Genomic DNA, 18,304 nt, shown 5'->3' with positions numbered 1-18,304 from the left:
CGCCGCCACTTCGCTTATCCGGGTGGACGGGGGCGGCGGACGCCATGCTCAGCCCTCCCTGCCGGCGGGAGCGAGCATCCGCACCACCAGGCGGTGGATGTCCGGCAGGCGCGCGGTGATCCGCCATTCGGGGTGGAGCTGGTGGTTGAGGATGATGCCGTCGCCCATGATCTGGAGCAGGATCATCACCTCGTCGAGCGACAGGCCGGGGTCGATCTCGCCGCGCGCGACCGCCTCCTCCAGCGCCGCTCTCAGATGGACGCGCGTCTCCTCCTCGCACGGCTCCACCGCGGCGCGCAGCGGCGCGTTGCGGATGGCTTCCGCCATGATCTCCGGACCCAGCGTGGCGGTGGGCAGCGTCTGCTCCTCCAGCAGCTGGCGCAGGCATCCCATCAGCCCGCCCAGGATGGTGGGCGCCTTGCGCACCTCGTCGAACACGTGCAGGCGGTCGGCGCGCTCGTCCTCGACGATGGCGGCGATGATCGCCTCCTTGGAGGGGAAATGGCGGTAGAGCGCGCCTGGGCTCATGCCGGCCTCGGCGCAGATCTTCTGCATGGAGGCGCCGTGGAAGCCGTCGCGGGCGAAGCAGGCCATGGCGGCGGCCAGGATGCGCTGCTGCTGGGGGCTGCGCTTGGGCGCCGACGCGCCCGTCTCGAGCGCCGCGATGTCGGGGCCGGCGGCGGCGGGCGCGGTGGTGTGGGGCAGGGCGGAGGACTCCGGCAGCGAATGAACGTTCGCTCTCGTCTAGCGCAACCCCGGCGCCGGCGCAAGAATGAACGTTCACTCTCGCTGCCTGTGGCCGCGGCCGGCCGGTCCGCGCGGGTCGCGCGGATCGCGCCCGCAGCCTTCCCCGCCCCCCGGGACGTGCCGTGGCCGGCCCCGCCCTTGAGAGACCGGCCGCGAGCGCTTACCTCTGCACCTGACCGCCACCGGGACGTCCCATGTTCGCCGCCGCCTTCCTAGCCCTGGGCCAGACCTTCTCGCCGCTCCTGCGCGGCCTGCTGCTCAAGTCCGTCGCCCTCGCCATCCTGGTGCTGGCGGCGCTCGCCATCGGCCTCGAGGCGGCGCTCGCTTATTTCGTCGACATCCCGAGCTATCCGTGGATCGAGACCACGCTCGCCGTGGTGGCGGGGCTCGGCCTGGTGTTCGGCGTGTTCTACCTGGTGCCGGCGGCGTCCTCGCTGGTGGCGGGTTTCTTCGCCGACGACGTGGCGGAGCGGGTGGAGGCGCAGAGCTATCCCGACGCGCCGCCCGGCCGCCCGCAGCCGGTGCTGCGTTCGGTGGCCTTCACGCTGCGCTTCTTCGGCGTGGTGCTGGCGGTGAACCTCGCCGCGGTGCTCCTGCTGCTGGTGCCGGGCGTCAATCTGGTGGTGTTCTACGTGGCGAACGCCTACCTGCTCAGCCGGGAATATTTCGAGATGGCGGCCATGCGCTATCGCACGCCGGAGGAGGCGCGGGCGCTGCGGCGCGCGAACGCCCCGGCGATCTTCCTCGCCGGCCTCATCATCTGCCCCATCCTCCTGGTGCCGATCCTCAACCTCATCATGCCGGTGTTCGGCACCGCCTACATGGTTCACCTGCACCGGCGGCTCGCGCCGCTGCCGGCGCCGGGCGCCAAGCGCATCGAGGCCACGGCCGAAGCCTCCTGAGGAGGCCGCCGGCGCGCTCATGTTGCGCCGCGGCCGGAACCGGGCTACAGCGCGGGATGCGGGCCGAGGCGCGGACCGAGGCGCGCCCGGGGACGACTTCTTCCATCTCGCGCGCCGGGAGGCGTAGATGAAACGCACCACGCTCTGGGTGGCGGTGGCAAGCGTCGGCGTCGGCCTCACGGTGCTCGGCCTCAAGACGCTCGCCTACCTGGTTACTGGATCGGTGGCGCTGCTCTCCGACGCGCTGGAGAGCATCATCAACGTGGCCGCGTCGGGCACCGCTCTGGTGGCGCTGCACATCTCGGCCCAGCCGGCGGACGCCAACCATCCTTATGGTCACCACAAGGCGGAATACATCTCGGCGGTGATCGAGGGCGTCCTGGTGGTGCTCGCGGCGTTCACCATCATGCGCGAGGCCTATTTCGGCTTCCAGGATCCGCGTCTGCCCGAACAGCCGCTGAAGGGCATGCTGCTCAACGGCGCCGCCACCGCCCTCAACGCGGTCTTGTGCCTGGTGCTGCTGCGGGTGGGCCGGGCCAACCGCTCGCCGGCTCTGGTGGCCGACGGCAAGCACATCCTGACCGACGTGGTGACCTCGGCCGGCGTGCTCGCCGGCTTCGTGCTGGTGCCGGTCACCGGCTGGCCGCAGCTCGATCCCATTCTGGCCGGCCTGGTGGCGCTCAACGTGCTGTGGACCGGCTGGGGCCTGATGCGGGAATCGGTCGGCGGGCTGATGGACGCCGCGCCGCCGCCGGACGTGGTGGCCCGCATCCGCGAACTGGTCTCCACCCATGCGGAGGGCGCCATCGAGGCGCACGATTTGCGCACCCGCCATGCCGGGCGCATCACTTTCGTGGAATTCCATTTGGTGGTGCCCGGCTCCATGACGGTCGCCGCCGCCCACGACATCTGCGACCGCATCGAGCGCGCGCTCGAGACCGACATGGACGACACCGAGGTCACCATCCACGTGGAACCGGAAGCCGAGGCCAAGCATAGGGGCGTGGTGGTGCTGTGAACCGCGCCACGCGCGGCGGGGTCATTTCCTTCCCCGCGCCGTGCCCTTAAAGTCCGCCTCCCGCATCCTCCGGATTGCCCATGCCTTCCAAGCTCCTTCTCGCGGACATCGGCGGCACCACCACGCGCCTCGCGCGCGCCGGCGCCGACGGCGTGCCGTTCGACGTGCGCATCGAGACCAACGATTCCTATGCCAGCCTCGAGGAGCTGGCGGGGGCCTATCTCGCCGGCCTCGGCGGCGCCCGCCCCGCGCTCGGCGCCTTCGCCGTGGCCGCGCCGGTGGACGGGGAGGAGGTGCGCCTCACCAATCGCGACTGGCGCTTCAACCGCGCCGACCTCGCACGCGCGCTGGGCCTTGCCGAACTGGCGGTGGTCAACGACTTCGCCGCGCTCGCCCATGCGGTGCCGCTGCTGACGCGCGAGGACCTGATCGAAGTGGGCGCCGGGCGCGCCACGCCGGGCGATCCGGTGCTGGTCTGCGGCCCCGGCACCGGCCTCGGCACCGCCGTTCTGCTGCCCCGCCCCGAGGGCAACATCGTGCTCGCGAGCGAGGCCGGGCACATGCGGCTCGGCGCCGTGACCACCGACGAGGCCCGCGTGATCGCCCATCTGGTGCGCGACCTGGGGCCGGTGGCGGTGGAGCACGTGCTCTCCGGCCATGGGCTGGTGCGGCTGCACCGCATCCTGTCGGGCGAGAGCCTCACCTCCCAGGCCATCATCAAGGCCGCGGTCCACGGCCAGCGCAGCGAGCGCGAGACCTGCGACGTGTTCCTGCGCATTTTCGGCCGGGTGCTGGGCGACCTGGCGCTCGCCTTCGAGGCCAAAGGCGGCGTGTTCGTCGCCGGGGGGCTGGGTCGCGCCATGGCCCACATGTTCGCCGACAGCCCGTTCCGCGCCGCCTTCGACGATCACCCGCCTTATACCGACCGGCTCACTTTGATCCCGATCCAGGTGGTGATGCACGCCACCCCCGGCCTGCTGGGCGCGGGGCAGGTGGGCCGCGCCATGCTGGCGCGCCGCGCGGCCGGCGCCTGAACGGGCGGTCCGCAAGGGGCGGACCGTCCTAGGCGGCGCGCGGGCGGGCCTCCTCGGCATCGCAGAACGCGCAGATGAGGTCCACGAGGTCGCCCGCCGCGCCGGTGAGGTCCGCGCTGACGCACAGCGCGAGTTCGGTGGGTGCGATGTCGGGCCAGAGCCGGGTATCGGTGAGGATGCGCTGTCCGGCATCGATGGCGCGACGGGTGAGCACCGCGACGCCGAGCCCGCCCTCCAGCGCCGCCTTGATGCCGAGCAGCGCCGAGCTCTCATAGGCGATGCGCCAGGGCCGCCCCGCTTGCTCCAGGGCATGCACCGCGCGGGCGCGGTAGAGGCAGCCCTGGCGAAACGCCACGAGCGGCACCACGTCGGCCCTGGGCTCCACCGCCGCGCCCGCGACCCAGACCAGGCGCTCGCGCCAGACCCGGTGCGCCGGCCCGCTCATCGGCTCGCGCTTGGCGAGCACCAGATCGAACTCGCCGCGCGCGAGGCCCGCCAGCAGGTCGGCGCTGAGCGCGCACTGGACCGCCAGGCGCACGTCTGGCCGCGCCAAAGCGAAGCGGGAGATCACTTCGGTGAGCGCGGCCACGGCGAAATCATCGGGAATGCCGAGCCGCACGATGCGCGCCGGCGGCGCGGCGGCCAGAGCGGCCTCCGCTTCGGCATTGAGGCTGAGGATGCGCCGGGCATAGCCGAGCAGCACCTCGCCTTCCGCCGTGGTCCGCACGCCCTTGCCGTCGCGCAGCAGCAGGCGGCGGCCGAGCTGGTCCTCGAGACGCCGGATCTGCTGGCTCACGGTGGACTGGGTGCGGTGGACGCGCGCGCCGGCGCGGGTGAAGCCCCCGGCATCCACCACACTGACGAAGGCCCGCAGAAGGTCGTGATCCGGCATGGCGGCGGCACTGATTGATTTTTCGAATGCCGATTATGTCAACATTGAATTTCCAAATGCAAGCGCGCCGTGCTCTCTGCCCTCAGGGAGACTTGCCATGCACGCCGCCGCCGCCCTGCGCAGCCGGGACCACACGCCGGTCCTGATCCTGGCCTTCTGCCTGCTGTGGAGCTCGGCCTTCGCGGCGGCGAAGATCGCGCTCATCTATTGCCCGCCGCTGCTGCTGCTCGCGGGGCGCTTCCTGCTCGCCGGCACGCTCATCCTCGGCGCCTGCGCCCTCTTCGGGCAGTTGCGGCGGATCCCGGCGCGGGAGGTGGCCGCCCTCGCGCTCATGGGCGTGCTCAACAATGCCTGCTATCTCGGCCTCAGCTATGTGGGGATGACCACTGTCTCTTCCGGCTTCACGGCGGTCCTCATCAGCGCCAATCCGCTGCTCACCGCGCTCGCGGCCGGGCCGCTCCTGGGCGAGCGGCTCAGGCCGCTGAAGCTCGCGGGCCTCGCCCTCGGCATGGCGGGAGTGGCGATGGTGGTGCGTTCGCGCCTCGGCGGCGGGGCGGAGGACGTGACCGGCACCCTGTTCGTGCTCGCCGCCCTCGTGACGCTCGCTGCCGCGACGCTGCTGTTCAAGCTGGTGCGCACCGGCGCGCCTTTGTGGATGGGCAGCGGCATCCAGTCCCTGGCGGGCGGCCTCGCGCTCGCGCCGGCGGCGCTGCTGACGGAGACTGTCGGCGCGATCCAGCCCTCGCTGCCGCTCGCCGCCGCCTTCCTCTATCTCACGCTGGGCGCCTCGGTCGCCGGCTTCAGCCTGTGGTTCTTCATCCTGTCGCGGGCGAGCGCCACCAAAGCGAGCGCGCTGCATTTCCTGATGCCGCCGCTCGGCCTCCTGTTCGGCTGGCTGCTGCTGGGCGAGCGCGTGCCGCCGCTCGATTTGCTTGGCATCGTGCCCATTGCGCTCGGCATCCGCCTCGTCACCGCAGGCCGCGCGGTCAGAAGCGGTATTGTGCGCTGAGGACCAGGCCGTTCTCCTGCGGCGCGTTGCGGGCGAAATAGGTGCCCACCACCGCGAGCTGGAGCGTCAGCGCCGCCGACCAGTCGTAGGCGGCGCCGAGCTGGAGCTTGTAATAGGCGTAGGAGACGCCGAAGAACGGCCCCTCCCCGGCGCCCTCCGAGATCACGTTGAAGGACTGCACCAGCAGCTGCCAGCGCTCCGCCACCCGCACGCCCAGCGTCGCGTCGAGACGGAACTCGTCCGGCGGCGGGCCGTAGCGCTGGCGCTGGGCCGCCTGGAGATCGACATAAGCCGGCTTGCCGAACATCTCGAACGAGACACCGGCGAGCAGGCGCAGATCGAGCTCGGCGTCCTCATAACCCACCGCGGCGGCGCTCTGCGAGCTTCCGGTGCCGGGAATGCGCGCCACCACCTGGGCGGAGAGAGCGCCCGCCCCGCTTTGATAGAGCCGCACCCGGCCGCCGAGGCTGGTATAGCCCGGCCCGGCATAGGAGGCGGGCGCCGGCGCCCCCAGATGGACGGCGAGGAATTGCGGCGCGGCGATCAGCGTCAGCCAGTCGGTGGCGCCATATTCGAAGACGAGGTCCACCTCCACCTTCTCGTAAGGCCGGCTCGAGAGCAGGTCCGAGGAGGGACCGAATTCCTGGTTGGCGCTCGCGGCGGTGGTCTGGAGGATGATCTGGCCCTCGCCGGCCCCGAGCGTCCAGGCTCCGGCCTGCGCCGCGCTCGGCGCGAGCGCCAGACAGAGGACGGGACAGGCGACGAGACACAAGATGCGCCAGCCGATTGGCCGCCGCCCGCGCGCATGGCCCGGCGGCCGCGCGCGGCGCGCGCCCGGCCCCCCTCCGCACCCCGATCCAACGTGCCAGCGCCCCCCCATGGCCCGCGCTCCCCGACCGGGGACACTATAGGCCGCAATTGTGTCGTTCCGCACGCGGCGCGGGTTATCTCACCTTGCGTAAATTTCATTTCCCTCGTCTTGCCGCCTCATTTCGAACCCACCATATTAGCGCCGGACCGCCTTGCGCCCGTTGGCGTCAGGACGGTTGGAAATGTCTTTAAGGGGAACGACGATGTCCGATTATGATCGCAACGTCGCCGGGCGTTGGAACACGACGGTGGCGCGCTCGGAGGCCGCGATCGACCAGGGCCTCCGCTCTTATATGCTGAGCGTCTACAACTATATGGCGCTCGGCCTCGCCATCACCGGCGCCGCCGCGCTCGGCACCTTCATGATGGCGGTGACCACGGATCCGGCCACCGGTCGCATGGCTCTGACCGCAGTGGGTCAGTTCCTGTTCCAGAGCCCGTTCCGGTGGGTGGTGATGCTCGCGCCGCTCGGCGCGGTGTTCTTCCTGAGCTTCCGCGTGGAGCGCATGAGCGTGTCCGCCGCCCAGCTGACCTTCTGGGTGTTCGCGGCCATCATGGGGATCTCGCTGTCGACGATCTTTCTCGTCTATACGCACGAGAGCATCGTCCGGGTGTTCTTCATCACCGCCGCCTCCTTCGGCGCGCTGAGCCTCTACGGCTACACCACGAAGAAGGACCTCTCCGGCATGGGCTCGTTCCTGATGATGGGCCTGTTCGGCATCATCATCGCCTCGTTGGTGAACATCTTCCTCGGCTCCACGATGCTGCAGTTCATCGTGTCGGTCGTGGGCGTGCTGGTGTTCGCGGGCCTCACCGCCTACGACACCCAGCGCATCAAGGAGATGTACTTCGCCGGCGACGATACCGCCGTCATGGGCAAGAAGGCCATCATGGGCGCGCTCGCGCTCTACCTGGACTTCATCAACCTGTTCATGATGCTGCTGCAGCTGTTCGGCGGCCGCAACCAGGAGTGATCCGGCGGCCGCAAGGCCGGCCCGGCGAATGCGAGGAAAAGCCCCGGCCCTGCCGGGGCTTTTCTGTTTGAGTGGCCGGATGGCGGCTGTATGCTTCGACGGCCTGTCTACACCGGCGGGCGCCCGTCCGCGCCACCAGCCCCATGAAAATCCGCACCGCCACCCCCGCCGACCTCGACGCCATCACCGCGATCTATGCCCAGGCCGTGCGCGAGGGCACGGCGAGCTTCGAGCTGGTGCCGCCCGGCCAGGACGAGATGGCGCGCCGCATGGCGGCGATCGCGGCGCACGGCGGCCCCTATCTCGTCGCCGAGCTGGACGGCGTTCTCGCCGGCTACGCCTATGCCAGCGCCTTCCGCCCGCGCGCGGCCTACCGGCACACGGTGGAGGATTCCATCTATGTCGCCCCCGGCTTCCAGGGGCGCGGCCTCGGCCGGGCGCTGCTCACCGCGCTCATCGAGGCCAGCGAGCGGCGCGACTACCGCCAGATGGTGGCGGTGATCGGCGACAGCGGCAATGAGGGCTCGATCGCGCTGCACCGCGCCTGCGGCTTCGCCCACATGGGCACGCTGGTCGCCACCGGCCTCAAGTTCGGCCGCTGGATCGACACCGTGCTGATGCAGCGCCCGCTCGGCGCCGGCGCGGCCGACCTTCCAGGAATGTGAAGGGTCGGCGCGCCGGACCCGCGGCCCCGATCAGCGGGTGAACAGCGTGCCGACGCCGTGGTCGGTGAGCAGCTCCAAGAGCACCGCGTGGGGCACCTTGCCGTCGAGGATGACGACGCCCTCCACGCCCTGCTCCAGGGCGTAGATGCAGGTCTCCACCTTCGGGATCATGCCGCCGGAGATGGTGCCGTCGGCGATCAGCGCCCGCGCCTCGGCGATGGTGAGACGCTCGATCAGCGCCTTCGACTTGTCGAGCACGCCGGGCACGTCGGTGAGCAGCATCAGGCGCTTGGCGCCGAGCGCGCCGGCGATGGCGCCGGCGAAGGTGTCGGCGTTCACATTGTAGGTGCCGCCGTCCACCGCCGCCGCCACGGGGGCGAGCACGGGGATCAGCTCGCGGCCGAGGATCTGGTCCAGCACCGTGGTGTCCACCGTGTCCGGCTCGCCCACGAAGCCGAGATCCACCACCTGCTCGATCTTGCTGTCCGGGTCCACCAGGGTGCGGGTCGCCTTGCGGGCGCGCACCATGTTGCCGTCCTTGCCGCACAGGCCGATGGCCTTGCCGCCCGCCTCGTTGATGAAGCCGACGATCTGCTTGTTGATGGAGCCGGCGAGCACCATCTCGACGATCTCCACCGTCGCCTTGTCGGTGATGCGCAGGCCGGCGGCGAACTGCGACTTGATGCCGAGCTTCTCCAGCATGGCGCCGATCTGCGGCCCGCCGCCATGCACCACCACCGGGTTCACGCCGGCCTGCTCGAGCAGCACGATGTCCTGGGCGAAATGGCGCGCCACGTCCTCGTTGCCCATGGCGTGGCCGCCATATTTCACCACCACGACGGCATCGTCGTAACGCTGCATGTGCGGCAGCGCCCGGGCCAGGACCTCGGCCTGGAGTTGCGCCTCGGTGGCGGGGATCGGCTCGCTCATGGAAGGCTCGCTCTCGGGGTCTGGCGGTGCGCCGGCGGCAGGCGGGCGCCGGCCGCGGACCTTCTAGCCGGTTCACCGGCGGCGGGAAAGACCGGCGCCTGCCGGGCAGCGACGCCGGGGCAGGCGGCGATGGCCCGCGCACGGCCATCGGCGGGCCTTGGCGGCACCACAATCTGGCTGTCAAGAGCGCACCCTGGCGGCATCGCTCCGGCGCATCGGCGCGCGGCGCGGCGCGGCCGCCGTCCTTCCCGCAGGGCCCGATCCATGGACGCAAGAGCCGCTCCCTCCGCCCCGCCCGCCGGCCCGCCGTCCTGGCGCCGCCCGGCGCACGATCTGCCGGGCGGCGCCATTGCGTTCGCCTTCCTGGCCTGCCTCGCGCTGGTGGCGATCCCGATCGTGACCCACCCGATCCCGCCGCTGTCGGACTATGTGAACCACCTCGCCCGCATGCGGGTGATCGCGGTGCTGCCGCACGACGCCGACCTCGCCCGCTTCTACAGCCTCGAATGGGCGGTGATCCCGAACCTGATGATGGACCTCGTGGTGCCGGTGATCGACCACGTCACCAGCGTCTATGCGGCAGGCGAGATCTACACGCTGATGTGCTTCGCGCTCATCGCCGGCGGCTCCATGGCGCTGCATCGCGCCTTGTTCGGGCGCTGGTCCTCGCTGCAGCTGCTCGCCTTCCCGCTGCTCTATAACGGCGTCTTCCTGATCGGCGTGATGAACTATTATTTCGGCATCGGCCTTGCCCTGTGCGCGCTGGCCGCCTGGGTGGCGTTGCGCGAGAAGCCGTGGCCGTGGCGCTTTGCGGTCTCGACCGCATTCGTGGTGGTGCTGTTCTTCTGCCATCTGGTGGCGGCCGGCATCTACGCCATCGGCGTCCTCGCCTACGAGGCCCTGCGCCTGTGGCAGGGGCACGGCCGCCCGCTCGGGCCGCGGCTCGCCGCCTTCGTCGCCGCCGGACTGCCGTTCGCGGCGACCGTGCCGCTGATGCTCGCCAGCCCCACCTGGGGCCTTTCGGGCGAGAACTATTGGGAGCCGAAGGGCAAGATCGACGGCATCGAGCTCGTCCTCAATGTCTATTTCGACTACGTGGCGTTCGCGCTCACGGCGATCGTGGTGGCGGCGGGCGTCTGGGCCGCGCGGCACCGGCTGCTGCGCATCCACCCGCTGCTCGCGCCGCTGCTGCTGGTCTCGGGCGCGGTCTATCTCGCCATGCCGCGCGTCGCCTTCGCCACCTACATGGCCGACCAGCGCATCCCGGTCGCCATCGCCTTCATGGTGCTCGCCACCGTCGGCGTCGACCTCAGGCACCGGCTCGCGCGGCGCGGCTTCCTGGTGGTGCTGCTGGTGATGATCGGCGTGCGCGTCGCCGAGGTGCAGGTGGTGTGGGACCAGCTCACCCGCTGGACCTTCGACTTCCGCCGCTCGGTGGGCGACATCCGGACCGGCTCGCGGGTGCTGGTGGCCTATGGCGACGTCACCGGCGGCCAGGACGTGCGCGACCTAGGACTGATGCACGCCGCCTGCCTCGCCATGATCGAGAGGTCGTCCCTGGTCTCGACCGCCTTCACCGTCAAGGGCAAGCAGATCCTGCGCGTGAACCGGCCCTACGCCTTCAGCGTGGACACCGAGGACGGCACGCCGCCGCAGGTGGAGCAATTGCTGCTCGCCGCGGACGAGCCCTCCGTCGACGGGCCCCATTATTGGGACCTGTGGCCGCAGAACTTCGACTATCTCTATGTGCTGTTCACCGAACCGGACGCGCCGAACCCGGACCCGGACCGCCTGAAGCTGCGCTTCGCGGGCGAACGGTTCCAGCTCTACGAGGTGATCCCGCCCGGCGGCTGAGCCCGCCCGCCTCAGAACAAGGGCGGCACGAACCCCACCGGCAGCGGGCCGAACTTCAGCGCCCCCTTGGAAAAGGTCAGGGCGAAGCTCACCCCTTTGCGGCCTTCCACCGTGGCCGGCTTGCCGACCATGGCGAGGGCGCCGACGATGGGGGCGAGGTCCGAGGGAATCGCGCGCGCCCGGCCGAGCCCCGCGACCAGTTCCTGGAAGCCGGCAAAGCCGAGGTCCAGATTGCCGTTGAGCAGGCCCGCCGTGTCGACCGAGAGGGTGCCGGAGGCGGTGGCGGCAACGGAGGGGGTGGTCAGCGTCAGCCGGTCGAGGCGGGCGACGCCGCCGGCCGCGGCCCAGGCCTTGAGGCGCTGCTCCACCGCCATGGGGCGCAGGTCCGCCGCCGCCGTCACCGTGCCCTGGACGGTCATGTCCAGCGGCCCGGGGCTGCCCGCGAGATCGAGCACCGCGGCGCGCGCATTCTTCACCCCGATGGCGTAGTCGACGCTGTCGATCGAGCCTTCCACGCCCGGCGTCCGGCGCACGTGGAACTCGAACAGATGTGCGCCCAGCACCGGGTTTGCGGCCGCCGTCCCCGCCGCGGAGCCCGCTGCCGGGGTGGTCGGGGGCGCCCCCGGCCCGGCGTCGCGCGCCTCCTCGAGGCGCGGCTCGGTGACCTGGAGCGAGAAGCGCTGGGGGCGACCGGAGAGGTCGCCCACCCCGCTCATCTGCAGCAGCGACCAGGTGGCCGCGTAGGTCTTGCCGGTGCCCCGGTCCACCACGCGGGCGGGCGGCTCGAACTCGGCGACGATGTGGCTCGGCGCCCAGATCTGGGCCACCGCCTGGGCCGAGGCGGCGGTGACGACGATGGGATCGCCGCCGCGCGTCTCCAGGCTCGGGCCGCGGCACTTCAGCTCGAAGCGGAACGGATAGCCGGCAAGATGGCGTTCGGCGCAATTCCAGATCCGGCCGAGCCGGCCCTCGCGGGCGATCCAGGCGTCGATCTCGCGCTCGGCGCGGTTCGAGCCATAGAACCACACGCCGCTCCACACCGCGGCCAAAAGGACAAACACGGCGAGGGGAACGAAGACGACCCAGGACTTCCTGCGGACGGGCGGTGCGGCTTGATCGGACATCGGCGACCTGGCTCGTGCTTGCGGCGGGGCTCCGGCGCTGTTAGGCGACGCTCTTCGCCGTCTGTCAACGTTCCCCTACGAGCCGTGCCGCATGCCGTCGGATCATGTGCCGCCGAGCGATCGGCCCAACGCCGCGCCCCCGCCCAACGCGCCGGGGGGCGATCTGGCGCGGGATCCCTGGGTCTTCGCCTATGGTTCCCTGATGTGGAATCCGGGCTTCCCCTTCGCCGAGCGGTGCGAGGCCCGGCTCATCGGCGCGCACCGGGCGCTGTGCGTGTATTCGTTCCACCATCGCGGCACGCCGGAGCATCCGGGCCTGGTGCTGGGGCTCGATCTCGGCGGCGCATGCCGAGGCATCGCCTATCGCGTTGCGGCAAGCGACTGGCCGCAGGTCGACGCCTATCTGACGGCGCGGGAGCAGATTTCCGGGGTCTACCGCGAATGCACCCGCCGCATCCGGCTGCTGGACGGCTCGCGCCGGGACGAGCCGGCGCTCGCTTATTTGGTGAACCGGGCCCATCCCCAATATGCCCGCGGGCTCGGGCTCGAGGAGCAACTGGCTTTGGTGCGGCGCTCGCACGGCAAATCGGGACCCAATGCCGACTATGTGGTGGCCACCGTGGCGGCGCTGGAGGCGCTCGGCCTCGCCGATCCGGGGCTCACCTGGATCGCGCACCAGCTGCGCCCGCGCCACGGCGCCTGAGGGTCCCGCCGCCGGCGTCGCCGCTCAGGCGGCGGCGCGTCGGGTGATGGCGAGGCCGAGCGGCATGGCGGTGCCGGTCTGGCGCGGCTGGGCGCGTTCGCGCTCGATCGGGGCGCGTTCGCGGATCAGCCCGCGCAGCGCCGGGGCCGGCGCATCGCCGAACACGTGGATGTGGATTTCCTCGGCCTCCAGCCGCTCGGCCATGCGCCGGGCGTCGGCGCCGGGCCGGCCGGCCCACATGGCGATCGGCCCCGCCGGCGTGCGGCGGGTGACCAAAGCGATGGCGTCCGGATATTCGGGCGCCTGGTCGGCCGGGTAGACCGAGAATACGTGGCGGACACCGTCCGCGTCCCGCCAGAAGCGGTAGCGCGCACCCAAAGCGCCGTTTTTCAGGCCGTTGAGCCGGCCCGCATCGGCCAGGGGAAGGAGGAGCGAATCAGTCGCGTTCATGAGAACGAAACTAGAACGGCGGCCGCAGGCCTTCAAGAGTTTTCCACAGAGTGTGGATAACAGGGCGTTTCCACCGGGCCTCTCATCCCTCCCGTCCGGTGCCCGGCGCCTCGGCCAGCGCGGCGCGGCCTTCGGCCAGGAGGCGGTCGCTCGCGGTCTCGATCTCGCGCTCCATGCGGGCGAGGAACTCCTCGCGCCGCAGCCCCGGCGGCAGGGCCGGCAGGAATTCCACCTTGATGGTTCCGGGCCGGAAGTTCAGCGCCCGGCGCGGCCAATAGAGACCGGAATTGAGCGCCACCGGAAGGCACGGCACGCCGAGGCTGGCATAAAGATGGGCGACGCCGAACTTGTAGGCCGGCGGGGCGCCCGGCGGACGCCGCGTGCCCTCCGGGAAGATCAGGATCTGCCGCCCGCCGGCGATCTCGGCGCGGGCGGCGCGCGTCATCGCCTTCAGCGCGGCGGAGCCGGCCGAGCGGTCCACCGGGATCATGCGCGCCTTGGCGGCGAACCAGCCGAAGATCGGGATCCTCATCAGCTCGCGCTTCAGGATGAAGGCGGGATCCGAGAAATAGGGCAGCAGCGCCAGCGTCTCCCACGCCGACTGGTGCTTGGCGGCGATCAGCAGCGGTCCTTCGGGAATGTGCTCGGTGCCCGTCACCTCGGCGCGGATGCCGACCAGGACGCGCAGCAGGACCGCCACCGCGCGCACCCAGCCGAGCACGCCGATCCGCCACAGGGTCTGCCGCGAGATGAAGGGCAAAGCCGGCAGCAGCGCCAGCATGTAGAGGAGGGTCACGACATGGAAGGCCACCTGGAACAGGGCCGAGCGGATGGCCGTCACGGCGTCGCGCTCCCGCAGCCCGCCGGGTCCCTTACGGCGCCGCGCGCGCCTGCGCGCCGGGCGCGGCCACCGCCGGGGCGGGCCGAATCTTGACCGCAGCCATGACGTACTTGAGGTATTCCTTGAGGATCAGCTTCAAGGTCGGGAGATCGCGCCACCATTGCTCCGCCTGCATCCGCGTGGAAACCACGGGATAGGGCACAAACTCCACCTCGGGCAAGGCGCGCCCGAGCTCCAGCATCGCCCGCGGCATGTGCCAGGAGCTGGTCACCACCAGGATGGAGCGGAAGCGCAGGCTGCGCGTCCATTCCGCCGCCTCGATGGCGTTGCCCAGCGTGTTCAGGGCCCTGTGGCCGAGATCGACGCAGCATGTGATGAGCGCGTCGCCGTCCTGGCCGGTCAGGCTACCGCGCAGCATGTCCGGCGAGGTGGCGGGATTGACGCCGGTGATCAGCAGCCGCCGGCCGTGACCCTCGGCGAGCAGCGCCAGGGCATCGGGAATGCGCGAGGCGCCGCCCGTGAGCACGACGATGGCGTCCGCCTTCTTCACGCTCGACGGCTCGCGCGCCGCGATCTGGGCGGTGAAGACCAGGAAGCCGGCGACGCCGGCGACAACCACGAGCCCCACCGCCAGGACCGCGAGCGTCAGCGCACGGCGCAGCAAAGCGCGCGGCCTCCCGGCCTTGCCCCCTTCCGTTTCCGCCCGGCGCGGCGCCAGGGCTCCGTTGGACAGGCTCATGCGACGGACAATGACGCCGGAATGCGGCGCTCGCGAGGACGTCGGGGCGGCGCGCTCGCCTGCCGCGCGCCTCATTGAATTGTCCTCAGCGTCCGGTAAACGGTCATCCGCGAGGTGAGCGCGGTGGCGAGCGCCACCGTCACCACGGCGAGGCCGATGCCGGCGAAGCCGAGGGGACCGGGATCGAGCCAGCCGAGGAAGGCCGACTGGTCCTCCCCGGTGGACAGCAGCCCGGAGCGCGGCAGGAAGGCGATGGCGAGGAACACGGCGCACGCCGACAGCCCGCCGATCAGCCCGCCCTCGGCGCCGATGCGCAGGAAATGGCGCTGGAACTGGGCGGCGATGAAGCCGTCGCGGGCGCCCACGAAATGCAGCACCTCCACCACCGCGCGGTTTGTGGCTACCGCCGCGCGGGTGGCGAACACCACGGTGAGGATGGTGGCGAGCGCCACCAGGCCCAGCAGGCCCGCCCCGGTGACGGTGACGCTCTGCGCCATCAGGCCGAGCCGCTCCGACCAGGCGCGGTGATCGTCCAGGCTGGCGGTGGGGATGCGGTCGGACAAGGTCCGCTTCAGCCGCGCGAGGTCGGCCCGGCCGGTGCCGTCGAGGCGCAGCACGATCACCCGCGGCACCGGCAGATCGGCGAGGTCGAGGCCGCTGCCGAGCCAGGGCTCGAGCAGCCGCGAAGTCTCCTCGGGCGTGAGCACATGGACCGCGGCGATGCCCGCCGTCGCCTTGGCGAGGTCCACCGCCGCCTGGACCTGGGCGTCGGTCGCCGCCTTCTCGCCGGCGCGCACCTGGATCGTCACCTCGCGCTTCACGTCGGAGCGCCATTCGGTGGCGGTGGCGCGCACGGCGAGGGCGGTGCCGATGGTGATGGAGGCGAGGAAGGTCATGATCGCCACCACCGCCACCAGCGCCCGCCCGGCCACCGTGGCGCGCGGCACGATGGCGGCGGCGCGCGAGGGCCGCGCCGGCCGGCCCGCCGCCCCAGGCGGGGCGCCGGAGATGGCCCTCTCGACCCGTTCGGTCTCAGTCGTAGACATAGAGCCGTCCGTCCGCGATCACGAGGCGCCGCGCGTCGAACTGGTCCATGAGCGCGATGTCGTGGGTGGCGATGAGCACCGATGTGCCCGATTTGTTGAGCTCGATGAACAGGCGCAGCAGGCGCCGCGCCAGCGTCGGGTCCACGTTTCCCGTGGGCTCGTCGGCGAGCAGGAACTCCGGCCGGCCGATGAGCGCGCGGGCGATGGCGGCGCGCTGCTTCTCGCCGCCGGAGAGCACCGGGGGCAGGACGTCGGTCCGGTCGCCCAGCCCCACCCACTGAAGCAATTCCGTCACCTCCGCGCGGTAACTCGACTCGTCCTTGCCGAGCACGCGCAGCGGCAGGGCCACGTTCTCGTAGGTGGTGAGATGGTCGAGCAGGCGGAAATCCTGGAACACGATGCCGATCCGCCGGCGCAGCACGGCCACCTCGTCGGGGTCGAGCGAGGACACGTCGCGGCCGAACAGGGTGATGAGCCCCCTTGTCGGCTTCAGCGACAAGAACATGAGGCGCATCAGCGTGGTCTTGCCGGCGCCCGACGGTCCGGTGAGGAATTGGAACGAATTGGGCTCGATGCCGAAGGACACGTCCTTCAGCACTTCGGGTCCCATCCCGTACCGCAATCCCACATTTTCGAACCGGACCAACGCCGCCACCCCCCGCGAATCGTCCAAGCCGCACCACGACAAGCATAAACCAAGCGGGGCGCGGCGAAACCGCCCCGCCCCTGGACGCGCCCGGAGCGGCGGTCCATGCTCGACGCCCCCCTGACGAGGAACCATGTCGCTGCCCAAGATCACCGTCCTCTACGACGAGAACCGCATCGCCGCCCGCAACCACGCCCTCGCCGCTGAGATCGCGCTGGCGCGGCCCGAGCGCCTGCTGGCGGTCGCGGTGCTGAAGGGGTCCTTCATGTTCGCCGCCGATCTGCTGCGCGCGCTCCACGCCTCCGGCCTGACGCCCGAGGTGGAGTTCGTGCATCTGTCGTCCTACCGGGAGGCCACCATCTCGTCGGGCCAGGTGACGATCCTGAAGGACATCGAGAGCGACGTGCGCGAGCGCGACGTGCTGCTGATCGACGACATCCTGGAATCCGGCCGCACCCTCGCCTTCGCCAAGGACCTGCTGATGGCGCGCGGGGCGCGCCGGGTGCTGGTGTGCGTGCTGCTGGAGAAGCCGGGCAAGCGGGCGGTGCAGATCGACGCCGACTTCGTCGGCTTCGCCTGCCCCGACCTGTTCGTGGTGGGCTACGGCATGGACGTCGCCCACGCCTGCCGGCAGCTGCCGTTCATCGGCCATCTCGAGGGGCTGGACTGAGCCCCGCGGCCTCTTGCCGAACGGCCAAGCTTGTGGAATCGCTCTCGGCACTCTCGCGCCCGGCAGAACGCTGGCGCGCCGGGGTCGGAGCCGGCACGCAGGTCCGGCGCGGCGTCGACTGCATTGCGGGCGGGATCTCTGCGCGCCGGGCGGCCGCGCCCGGGGGGTCCTCGAACATGCGCATCCATCTTTTGCCCGTGGCGGCTCTCGCCGCGCTGCCTTTGGCCGCCCTGCTGCTGGCCGCCGGGCCGGCCTCGGCCGACGTGGTGTGGCATCAGGCCAACGGCCAGTCCTGCCGCGACGTCTGCGGCATGAAACGCATGGAGCCGGTCACGACCGGTGCCTGGAAGAACAGCCAGAACCTGTTCTATGTCTGCGCGGCCAACCATAACGGCGAAGGCTGGCGCCCGGGCTTCAACCTGACGCCCCACTGGGCCAATGTGTGCATGGTGCCCTTCGGCAAGCAGGAGGTGCGCGCGTCCTCCTACAGCTGCGCCTGCCAATAGCGGCCCGGCCGCGGGATGCGGGCGCCGCCGGCGCCCGCCCCGCCTCGGCGGTGGTCAGGGCTTCACCACCTCGGCGGTGGGCCTCGGGGGCGCCGCCATCTCCGCCGGCAGCACCGGATAGACCACCTGCGGCGCCTTGCCGGTGAGCGAATAAAGGAAGGCGGTGACGAGCTTCACCTCCTGCGGGTCGAGGTCGGCGCCGGGCTGCGAGGTGCCCATGATGGCCACCGCCTGCTCCAGATTCCACACATTGTCGGAGTGGAAATAGGGCGCGGTGACGGCGACGTTGCGCAGCGGCGCCGTGCGGTAGACCTATTCGTCGTCCGCGGTCTTGGTGACGGCGAAGCGGCCCTTGTCGTTGGCCGGCAGGATCTCCGCCCCGGGCTTTTCCACCAAGCCGAACCGATGATAGCCGTGGCCGCCCACGTTGACGCCGCTGTGGCAGGCCGCGCAGCCCTTGTCCATGAACAAGGCAAGGCCGGTCTTCTGGTCCGCCGTGAGCGCGTCGTCGTCGCCGTTGAGGAAGCCGTCGAAGGGCGCCGGCGTCACCAGGGTCGCCTCATGGGCCTCGATCGCCTTCGCCATGTTGTCGAAGGTCACCGGGTCCTGCTCGGCCGGGAACGCGGCCAATGGCACACCCCCAATGGCGACCGCGCGGCGGAACATTCTTGAGCCAGCTGCGCA

20 protein-coding genes and 1 pseudogene are annotated in these 18,304 nt (G+C 71.0%); 10 read left to right on the top strand and 11 right to left on the bottom strand.

Translation table 11 applies throughout. The features are described from left to right. Positions 1 to 48: 48 nt before the first annotated feature. On the bottom strand, positions 49 to 606 hold the full coding sequence (locus tag ABLE88_RS15105) for a TetR/AcrR family transcriptional regulator (protein WP_348832572.1): 558 nt from the start codon (positions 604 to 606) through the stop codon (positions 49 to 51). Positions 607 to 941: 335 nt separating this feature from the next. Here ABLE88_RS15105 and ABLE88_RS15100 point away from each other — a divergent pair, with 335 nt between their 5' ends. The 3 genes from ABLE88_RS15100 (at position 942) to ABLE88_RS15090 (ending at position 3,701) form a co-directional block, all read left to right on the top strand. Continuing rightward, positions 942 to 1,649 (top strand): sulfate transporter family protein, encoded by a 708-nt coding sequence (locus ABLE88_RS15100; protein WP_348832504.1) that lies wholly within the window; start codon positions 942 to 944, stop codon positions 1,647 to 1,649. Positions 1,650 to 1,776: 127 nt separating this feature from the next. Beyond that, positions 1,777 to 2,667 carry a cation diffusion facilitator family transporter gene (locus tag ABLE88_RS15095; RefSeq protein WP_348832503.1) on the top strand — a complete coding sequence of 297 codons (891 nt, stop codon included), beginning with the start codon at positions 1,777 to 1,779 and terminating at the stop codon, positions 2,665 to 2,667. Between the two features lie 80 nt (positions 2,668 to 2,747). Then, positions 2,748 to 3,701 (top strand): glucokinase, encoded by a 954-nt coding sequence (locus tag ABLE88_RS15090; protein WP_348832502.1) that lies wholly within the window; start codon positions 2,748 to 2,750, stop codon positions 3,699 to 3,701. A gap of 28 nt (positions 3,702 to 3,729) precedes the next feature. Here ABLE88_RS15090 and ABLE88_RS15085 read toward each other — a convergent pair whose 3' ends face one another. Beyond that, positions 3,730 to 4,593: a LysR substrate-binding domain-containing protein gene (locus tag ABLE88_RS15085; RefSeq protein WP_348832501.1), complete on the bottom strand. Its 864-nt coding sequence runs from the start codon at positions 4,591 to 4,593 to the stop codon at positions 3,730 to 3,732. Positions 4,594 to 4,690: 97 nt separating this feature from the next. Between ABLE88_RS15085 and ABLE88_RS15080 the strand changes: the two genes are divergently transcribed. Continuing rightward, a complete protein-coding gene (locus ABLE88_RS15080) occupies positions 4,691 to 5,602 on the top strand; it encodes a DMT family transporter (protein WP_348832500.1) in 912 nt (303 codons plus the stop codon). On the opposite strand, the gene ABLE88_RS15075 is transcribed toward ABLE88_RS15080, so the two are convergent. Continuing rightward, a complete protein-coding gene (locus ABLE88_RS15075) occupies positions 5,580 to 6,374 on the bottom strand; it encodes a hypothetical protein (RefSeq protein WP_348832499.1) in 795 nt (264 codons plus the stop codon). The two genes, ABLE88_RS15080 and ABLE88_RS15075, sit on opposite strands and share 23 nt — an antisense overlap. Positions 6,375 to 6,675: 301 nt before the next feature. Here ABLE88_RS15075 and ABLE88_RS15070 point away from each other — a divergent pair, with 301 nt between their 5' ends. Together ABLE88_RS15070 and ABLE88_RS15065 are read left to right on the top strand one after the other, a co-directional pair. Further along, complete coding sequence (locus ABLE88_RS15070; RefSeq protein ID WP_348832498.1) at positions 6,676 to 7,446, top strand: Bax inhibitor-1/YccA family protein; 771 nt, start codon at positions 6,676 to 6,678, stop codon at positions 7,444 to 7,446. Positions 7,447 to 7,589: 143 nt separating this feature from the next. Next, positions 7,590 to 8,111, top strand: coding sequence for a GNAT family N-acetyltransferase (locus tag ABLE88_RS15065; protein WP_348832497.1), 522 nt, complete (start codon positions 7,590 to 7,592; stop codon positions 8,109 to 8,111). Between the two features lie 30 nt (positions 8,112 to 8,141). Here ABLE88_RS15065 and argB read toward each other — a convergent pair whose 3' ends face one another. Next, the gene (argB, locus tag ABLE88_RS15060; RefSeq protein ID WP_348832496.1) at positions 8,142 to 9,041 is read right to left on the bottom strand and encodes an acetylglutamate kinase; all 900 of its coding nucleotides are present in this window, start codon (positions 9,039 to 9,041) and stop codon (positions 8,142 to 8,144) included. A gap of 264 nt (positions 9,042 to 9,305) precedes the next feature. Between argB and ABLE88_RS15055 the strand changes: the two genes are divergently transcribed. Then, entirely contained in the window at positions 9,306 to 10,895 is a 1,590-nt protein-coding gene (locus ABLE88_RS15055; RefSeq protein ID WP_348832495.1) for a DUF2339 domain-containing protein, read from the top strand. Positions 10,896 to 10,906: 11 nt separating this feature from the next. Here the strand turns inward: ABLE88_RS15055 and ABLE88_RS15050 are convergent, their stop codons facing one another. Further along, the gene (locus tag ABLE88_RS15050) at positions 10,907 to 12,019 is read right to left on the bottom strand and encodes a DUF2125 domain-containing protein (protein ID WP_348832494.1); all 1,113 of its coding nucleotides are present in this window, start codon (positions 12,017 to 12,019) and stop codon (positions 10,907 to 10,909) included. 91 nt (positions 12,020 to 12,110) lie between these two features. On the opposite strand from ABLE88_RS15050, the gene ABLE88_RS15045 reads away from it, so the two are divergent. Next, a complete protein-coding gene (locus tag ABLE88_RS15045) occupies positions 12,111 to 12,722 on the top strand; it encodes a gamma-glutamylcyclotransferase (protein WP_348832493.1) in 612 nt (203 codons plus the stop codon). A gap of 24 nt (positions 12,723 to 12,746) precedes the next feature. Here the strand turns inward: ABLE88_RS15045 and ABLE88_RS15040 are convergent, their stop codons facing one another. The 5 genes from ABLE88_RS15040 to ftsE form a co-directional block, all read right to left on the bottom strand. Continuing rightward, on the bottom strand, positions 12,747 to 13,172 hold the full coding sequence (locus ABLE88_RS15040) for a hypothetical protein (protein WP_348832492.1): 426 nt from the start codon (positions 13,170 to 13,172) through the stop codon (positions 12,747 to 12,749). Positions 13,173 to 13,254: 82 nt separating this feature from the next. Beyond that, positions 13,255 to 14,013: a lysophospholipid acyltransferase family protein gene (locus ABLE88_RS15035; RefSeq protein WP_348832491.1), complete on the bottom strand. Its 759-nt coding sequence runs from the start codon at positions 14,011 to 14,013 to the stop codon at positions 13,255 to 13,257. A gap of 31 nt (positions 14,014 to 14,044) precedes the next feature. Further along, a complete protein-coding gene (locus ABLE88_RS15030) occupies positions 14,045 to 14,677 on the bottom strand; it encodes a YdcF family protein (protein ID WP_348832490.1) in 633 nt (210 codons plus the stop codon). A gap of 146 nt (positions 14,678 to 14,823) precedes the next feature. Next, positions 14,824 to 15,798 (bottom strand): cell division protein FtsX, encoded by a 975-nt coding sequence (locus ABLE88_RS15025; protein WP_348832489.1) that lies wholly within the window; start codon positions 15,796 to 15,798, stop codon positions 14,824 to 14,826. Beyond that, positions 15,785 to 16,444, bottom strand: a complete 660-nt coding sequence (ftsE, locus tag ABLE88_RS15020) for a cell division ATP-binding protein FtsE (protein WP_348832488.1) — start codon at positions 16,442 to 16,444, stop codon at positions 15,785 to 15,787. The genes ABLE88_RS15025 and ftsE overlap by 14 nt, the downstream gene beginning before the upstream one ends. Positions 16,445 to 16,577: 133 nt before the next feature. Between ftsE and hpt the strand changes: the two genes are divergently transcribed. After that, positions 16,578 to 17,114 carry a hypoxanthine phosphoribosyltransferase gene (gene hpt, locus ABLE88_RS15015; protein WP_348832487.1) on the top strand — a complete coding sequence of 179 codons (537 nt, stop codon included), beginning with the start codon at positions 16,578 to 16,580 and terminating at the stop codon, positions 17,112 to 17,114. A gap of 176 nt (positions 17,115 to 17,290) precedes the next feature. Continuing rightward, positions 17,291 to 17,620, top strand: a complete 330-nt coding sequence (locus ABLE88_RS15010) for a hypothetical protein (protein WP_348832486.1) — start codon at positions 17,291 to 17,293, stop codon at positions 17,618 to 17,620. Positions 17,621 to 17,674: 54 nt separating this feature from the next. Here the strand turns inward: ABLE88_RS15010 and ABLE88_RS15005 are convergent. Further along, positions 17,675 to 18,247, bottom strand: a pseudogene (locus ABLE88_RS15005) (cytochrome-c peroxidase); the annotation flags it as partial. Positions 18,248 to 18,304 lie beyond the last annotated feature (57 nt).

Origin of the sequence: Xanthobacter luteus (genome assembly GCF_040049235.1) — a bacterium.
Lineage (GTDB): Bacteria > Pseudomonadota > Alphaproteobacteria > Rhizobiales > Xanthobacteraceae > Xanthobacter.
This window is presented reverse-complemented; position numbering and strand designations above follow the sequence as displayed.

What these genes read in the sequence shown, in the direction of transcription:
- ABLE88_RS15085 (WP_348832501.1), bottom strand. Translation starts at nt 4,593, where the DNA reads ATGCCGGATCACGACCTTCTGCGGGCCTTCGTCAGTGTGGTGGATGCC.
- ABLE88_RS15045 (WP_348832493.1), top strand. Translation starts at nt 12,111, where the DNA reads ATGCCGTCGGATCATGTGCCGCCGAGCGATCGGCCCAACGCCGCGCCC.
- ABLE88_RS15100 (WP_348832504.1), top strand. Translation starts at nt 942, where the DNA reads ATGTTCGCCGCCGCCTTCCTAGCCCTGGGCCAGACCTTCTCGCCGCTC.
- ABLE88_RS15040 (WP_348832492.1), bottom strand. Translation starts at nt 13,172, where the DNA reads ATGAACGCGACTGATTCGCTCCTCCTTCCCCTGGCCGATGCGGGCCGG.
- ABLE88_RS15050 (WP_348832494.1), bottom strand. Translation starts at nt 12,019, where the DNA reads ATGTCCGATCAAGCCGCACCGCCCGTCCGCAGGAAGTCCTGGGTCGTC.
- argB (WP_348832496.1), bottom strand. Translation starts at nt 9,041, where the DNA reads ATGAGCGAGCCGATCCCCGCCACCGAGGCGCAACTCCAGGCCGAGGTC.
- ABLE88_RS15090 (WP_348832502.1), top strand. Translation starts at nt 2,748, where the DNA reads ATGCCTTCCAAGCTCCTTCTCGCGGACATCGGCGGCACCACCACGCGC.
- ABLE88_RS15055 (WP_348832495.1), top strand. Translation starts at nt 9,306, where the DNA reads ATGGACGCAAGAGCCGCTCCCTCCGCCCCGCCCGCCGGCCCGCCGTCC.
- ABLE88_RS15070 (WP_348832498.1), top strand. Translation starts at nt 6,676, where the DNA reads ATGTCCGATTATGATCGCAACGTCGCCGGGCGTTGGAACACGACGGTG.
- ABLE88_RS15025 (WP_348832489.1), bottom strand. Translation starts at nt 15,798, where the DNA reads ATGTCTACGACTGAGACCGAACGGGTCGAGAGGGCCATCTCCGGCGCC.
- hpt (WP_348832487.1), top strand. Translation starts at nt 16,578, where the DNA reads ATGTCGCTGCCCAAGATCACCGTCCTCTACGACGAGAACCGCATCGCC.
- ABLE88_RS15080 (WP_348832500.1), top strand. Translation starts at nt 4,691, where the DNA reads ATGCACGCCGCCGCCGCCCTGCGCAGCCGGGACCACACGCCGGTCCTG.
- ABLE88_RS15010 (WP_348832486.1), top strand. Translation starts at nt 17,291, where the DNA reads ATGCGCATCCATCTTTTGCCCGTGGCGGCTCTCGCCGCGCTGCCTTTG.
- ABLE88_RS15095 (WP_348832503.1), top strand. Translation starts at nt 1,777, where the DNA reads ATGAAACGCACCACGCTCTGGGTGGCGGTGGCAAGCGTCGGCGTCGGC.
- ABLE88_RS15065 (WP_348832497.1), top strand. Translation starts at nt 7,590, where the DNA reads ATGAAAATCCGCACCGCCACCCCCGCCGACCTCGACGCCATCACCGCG.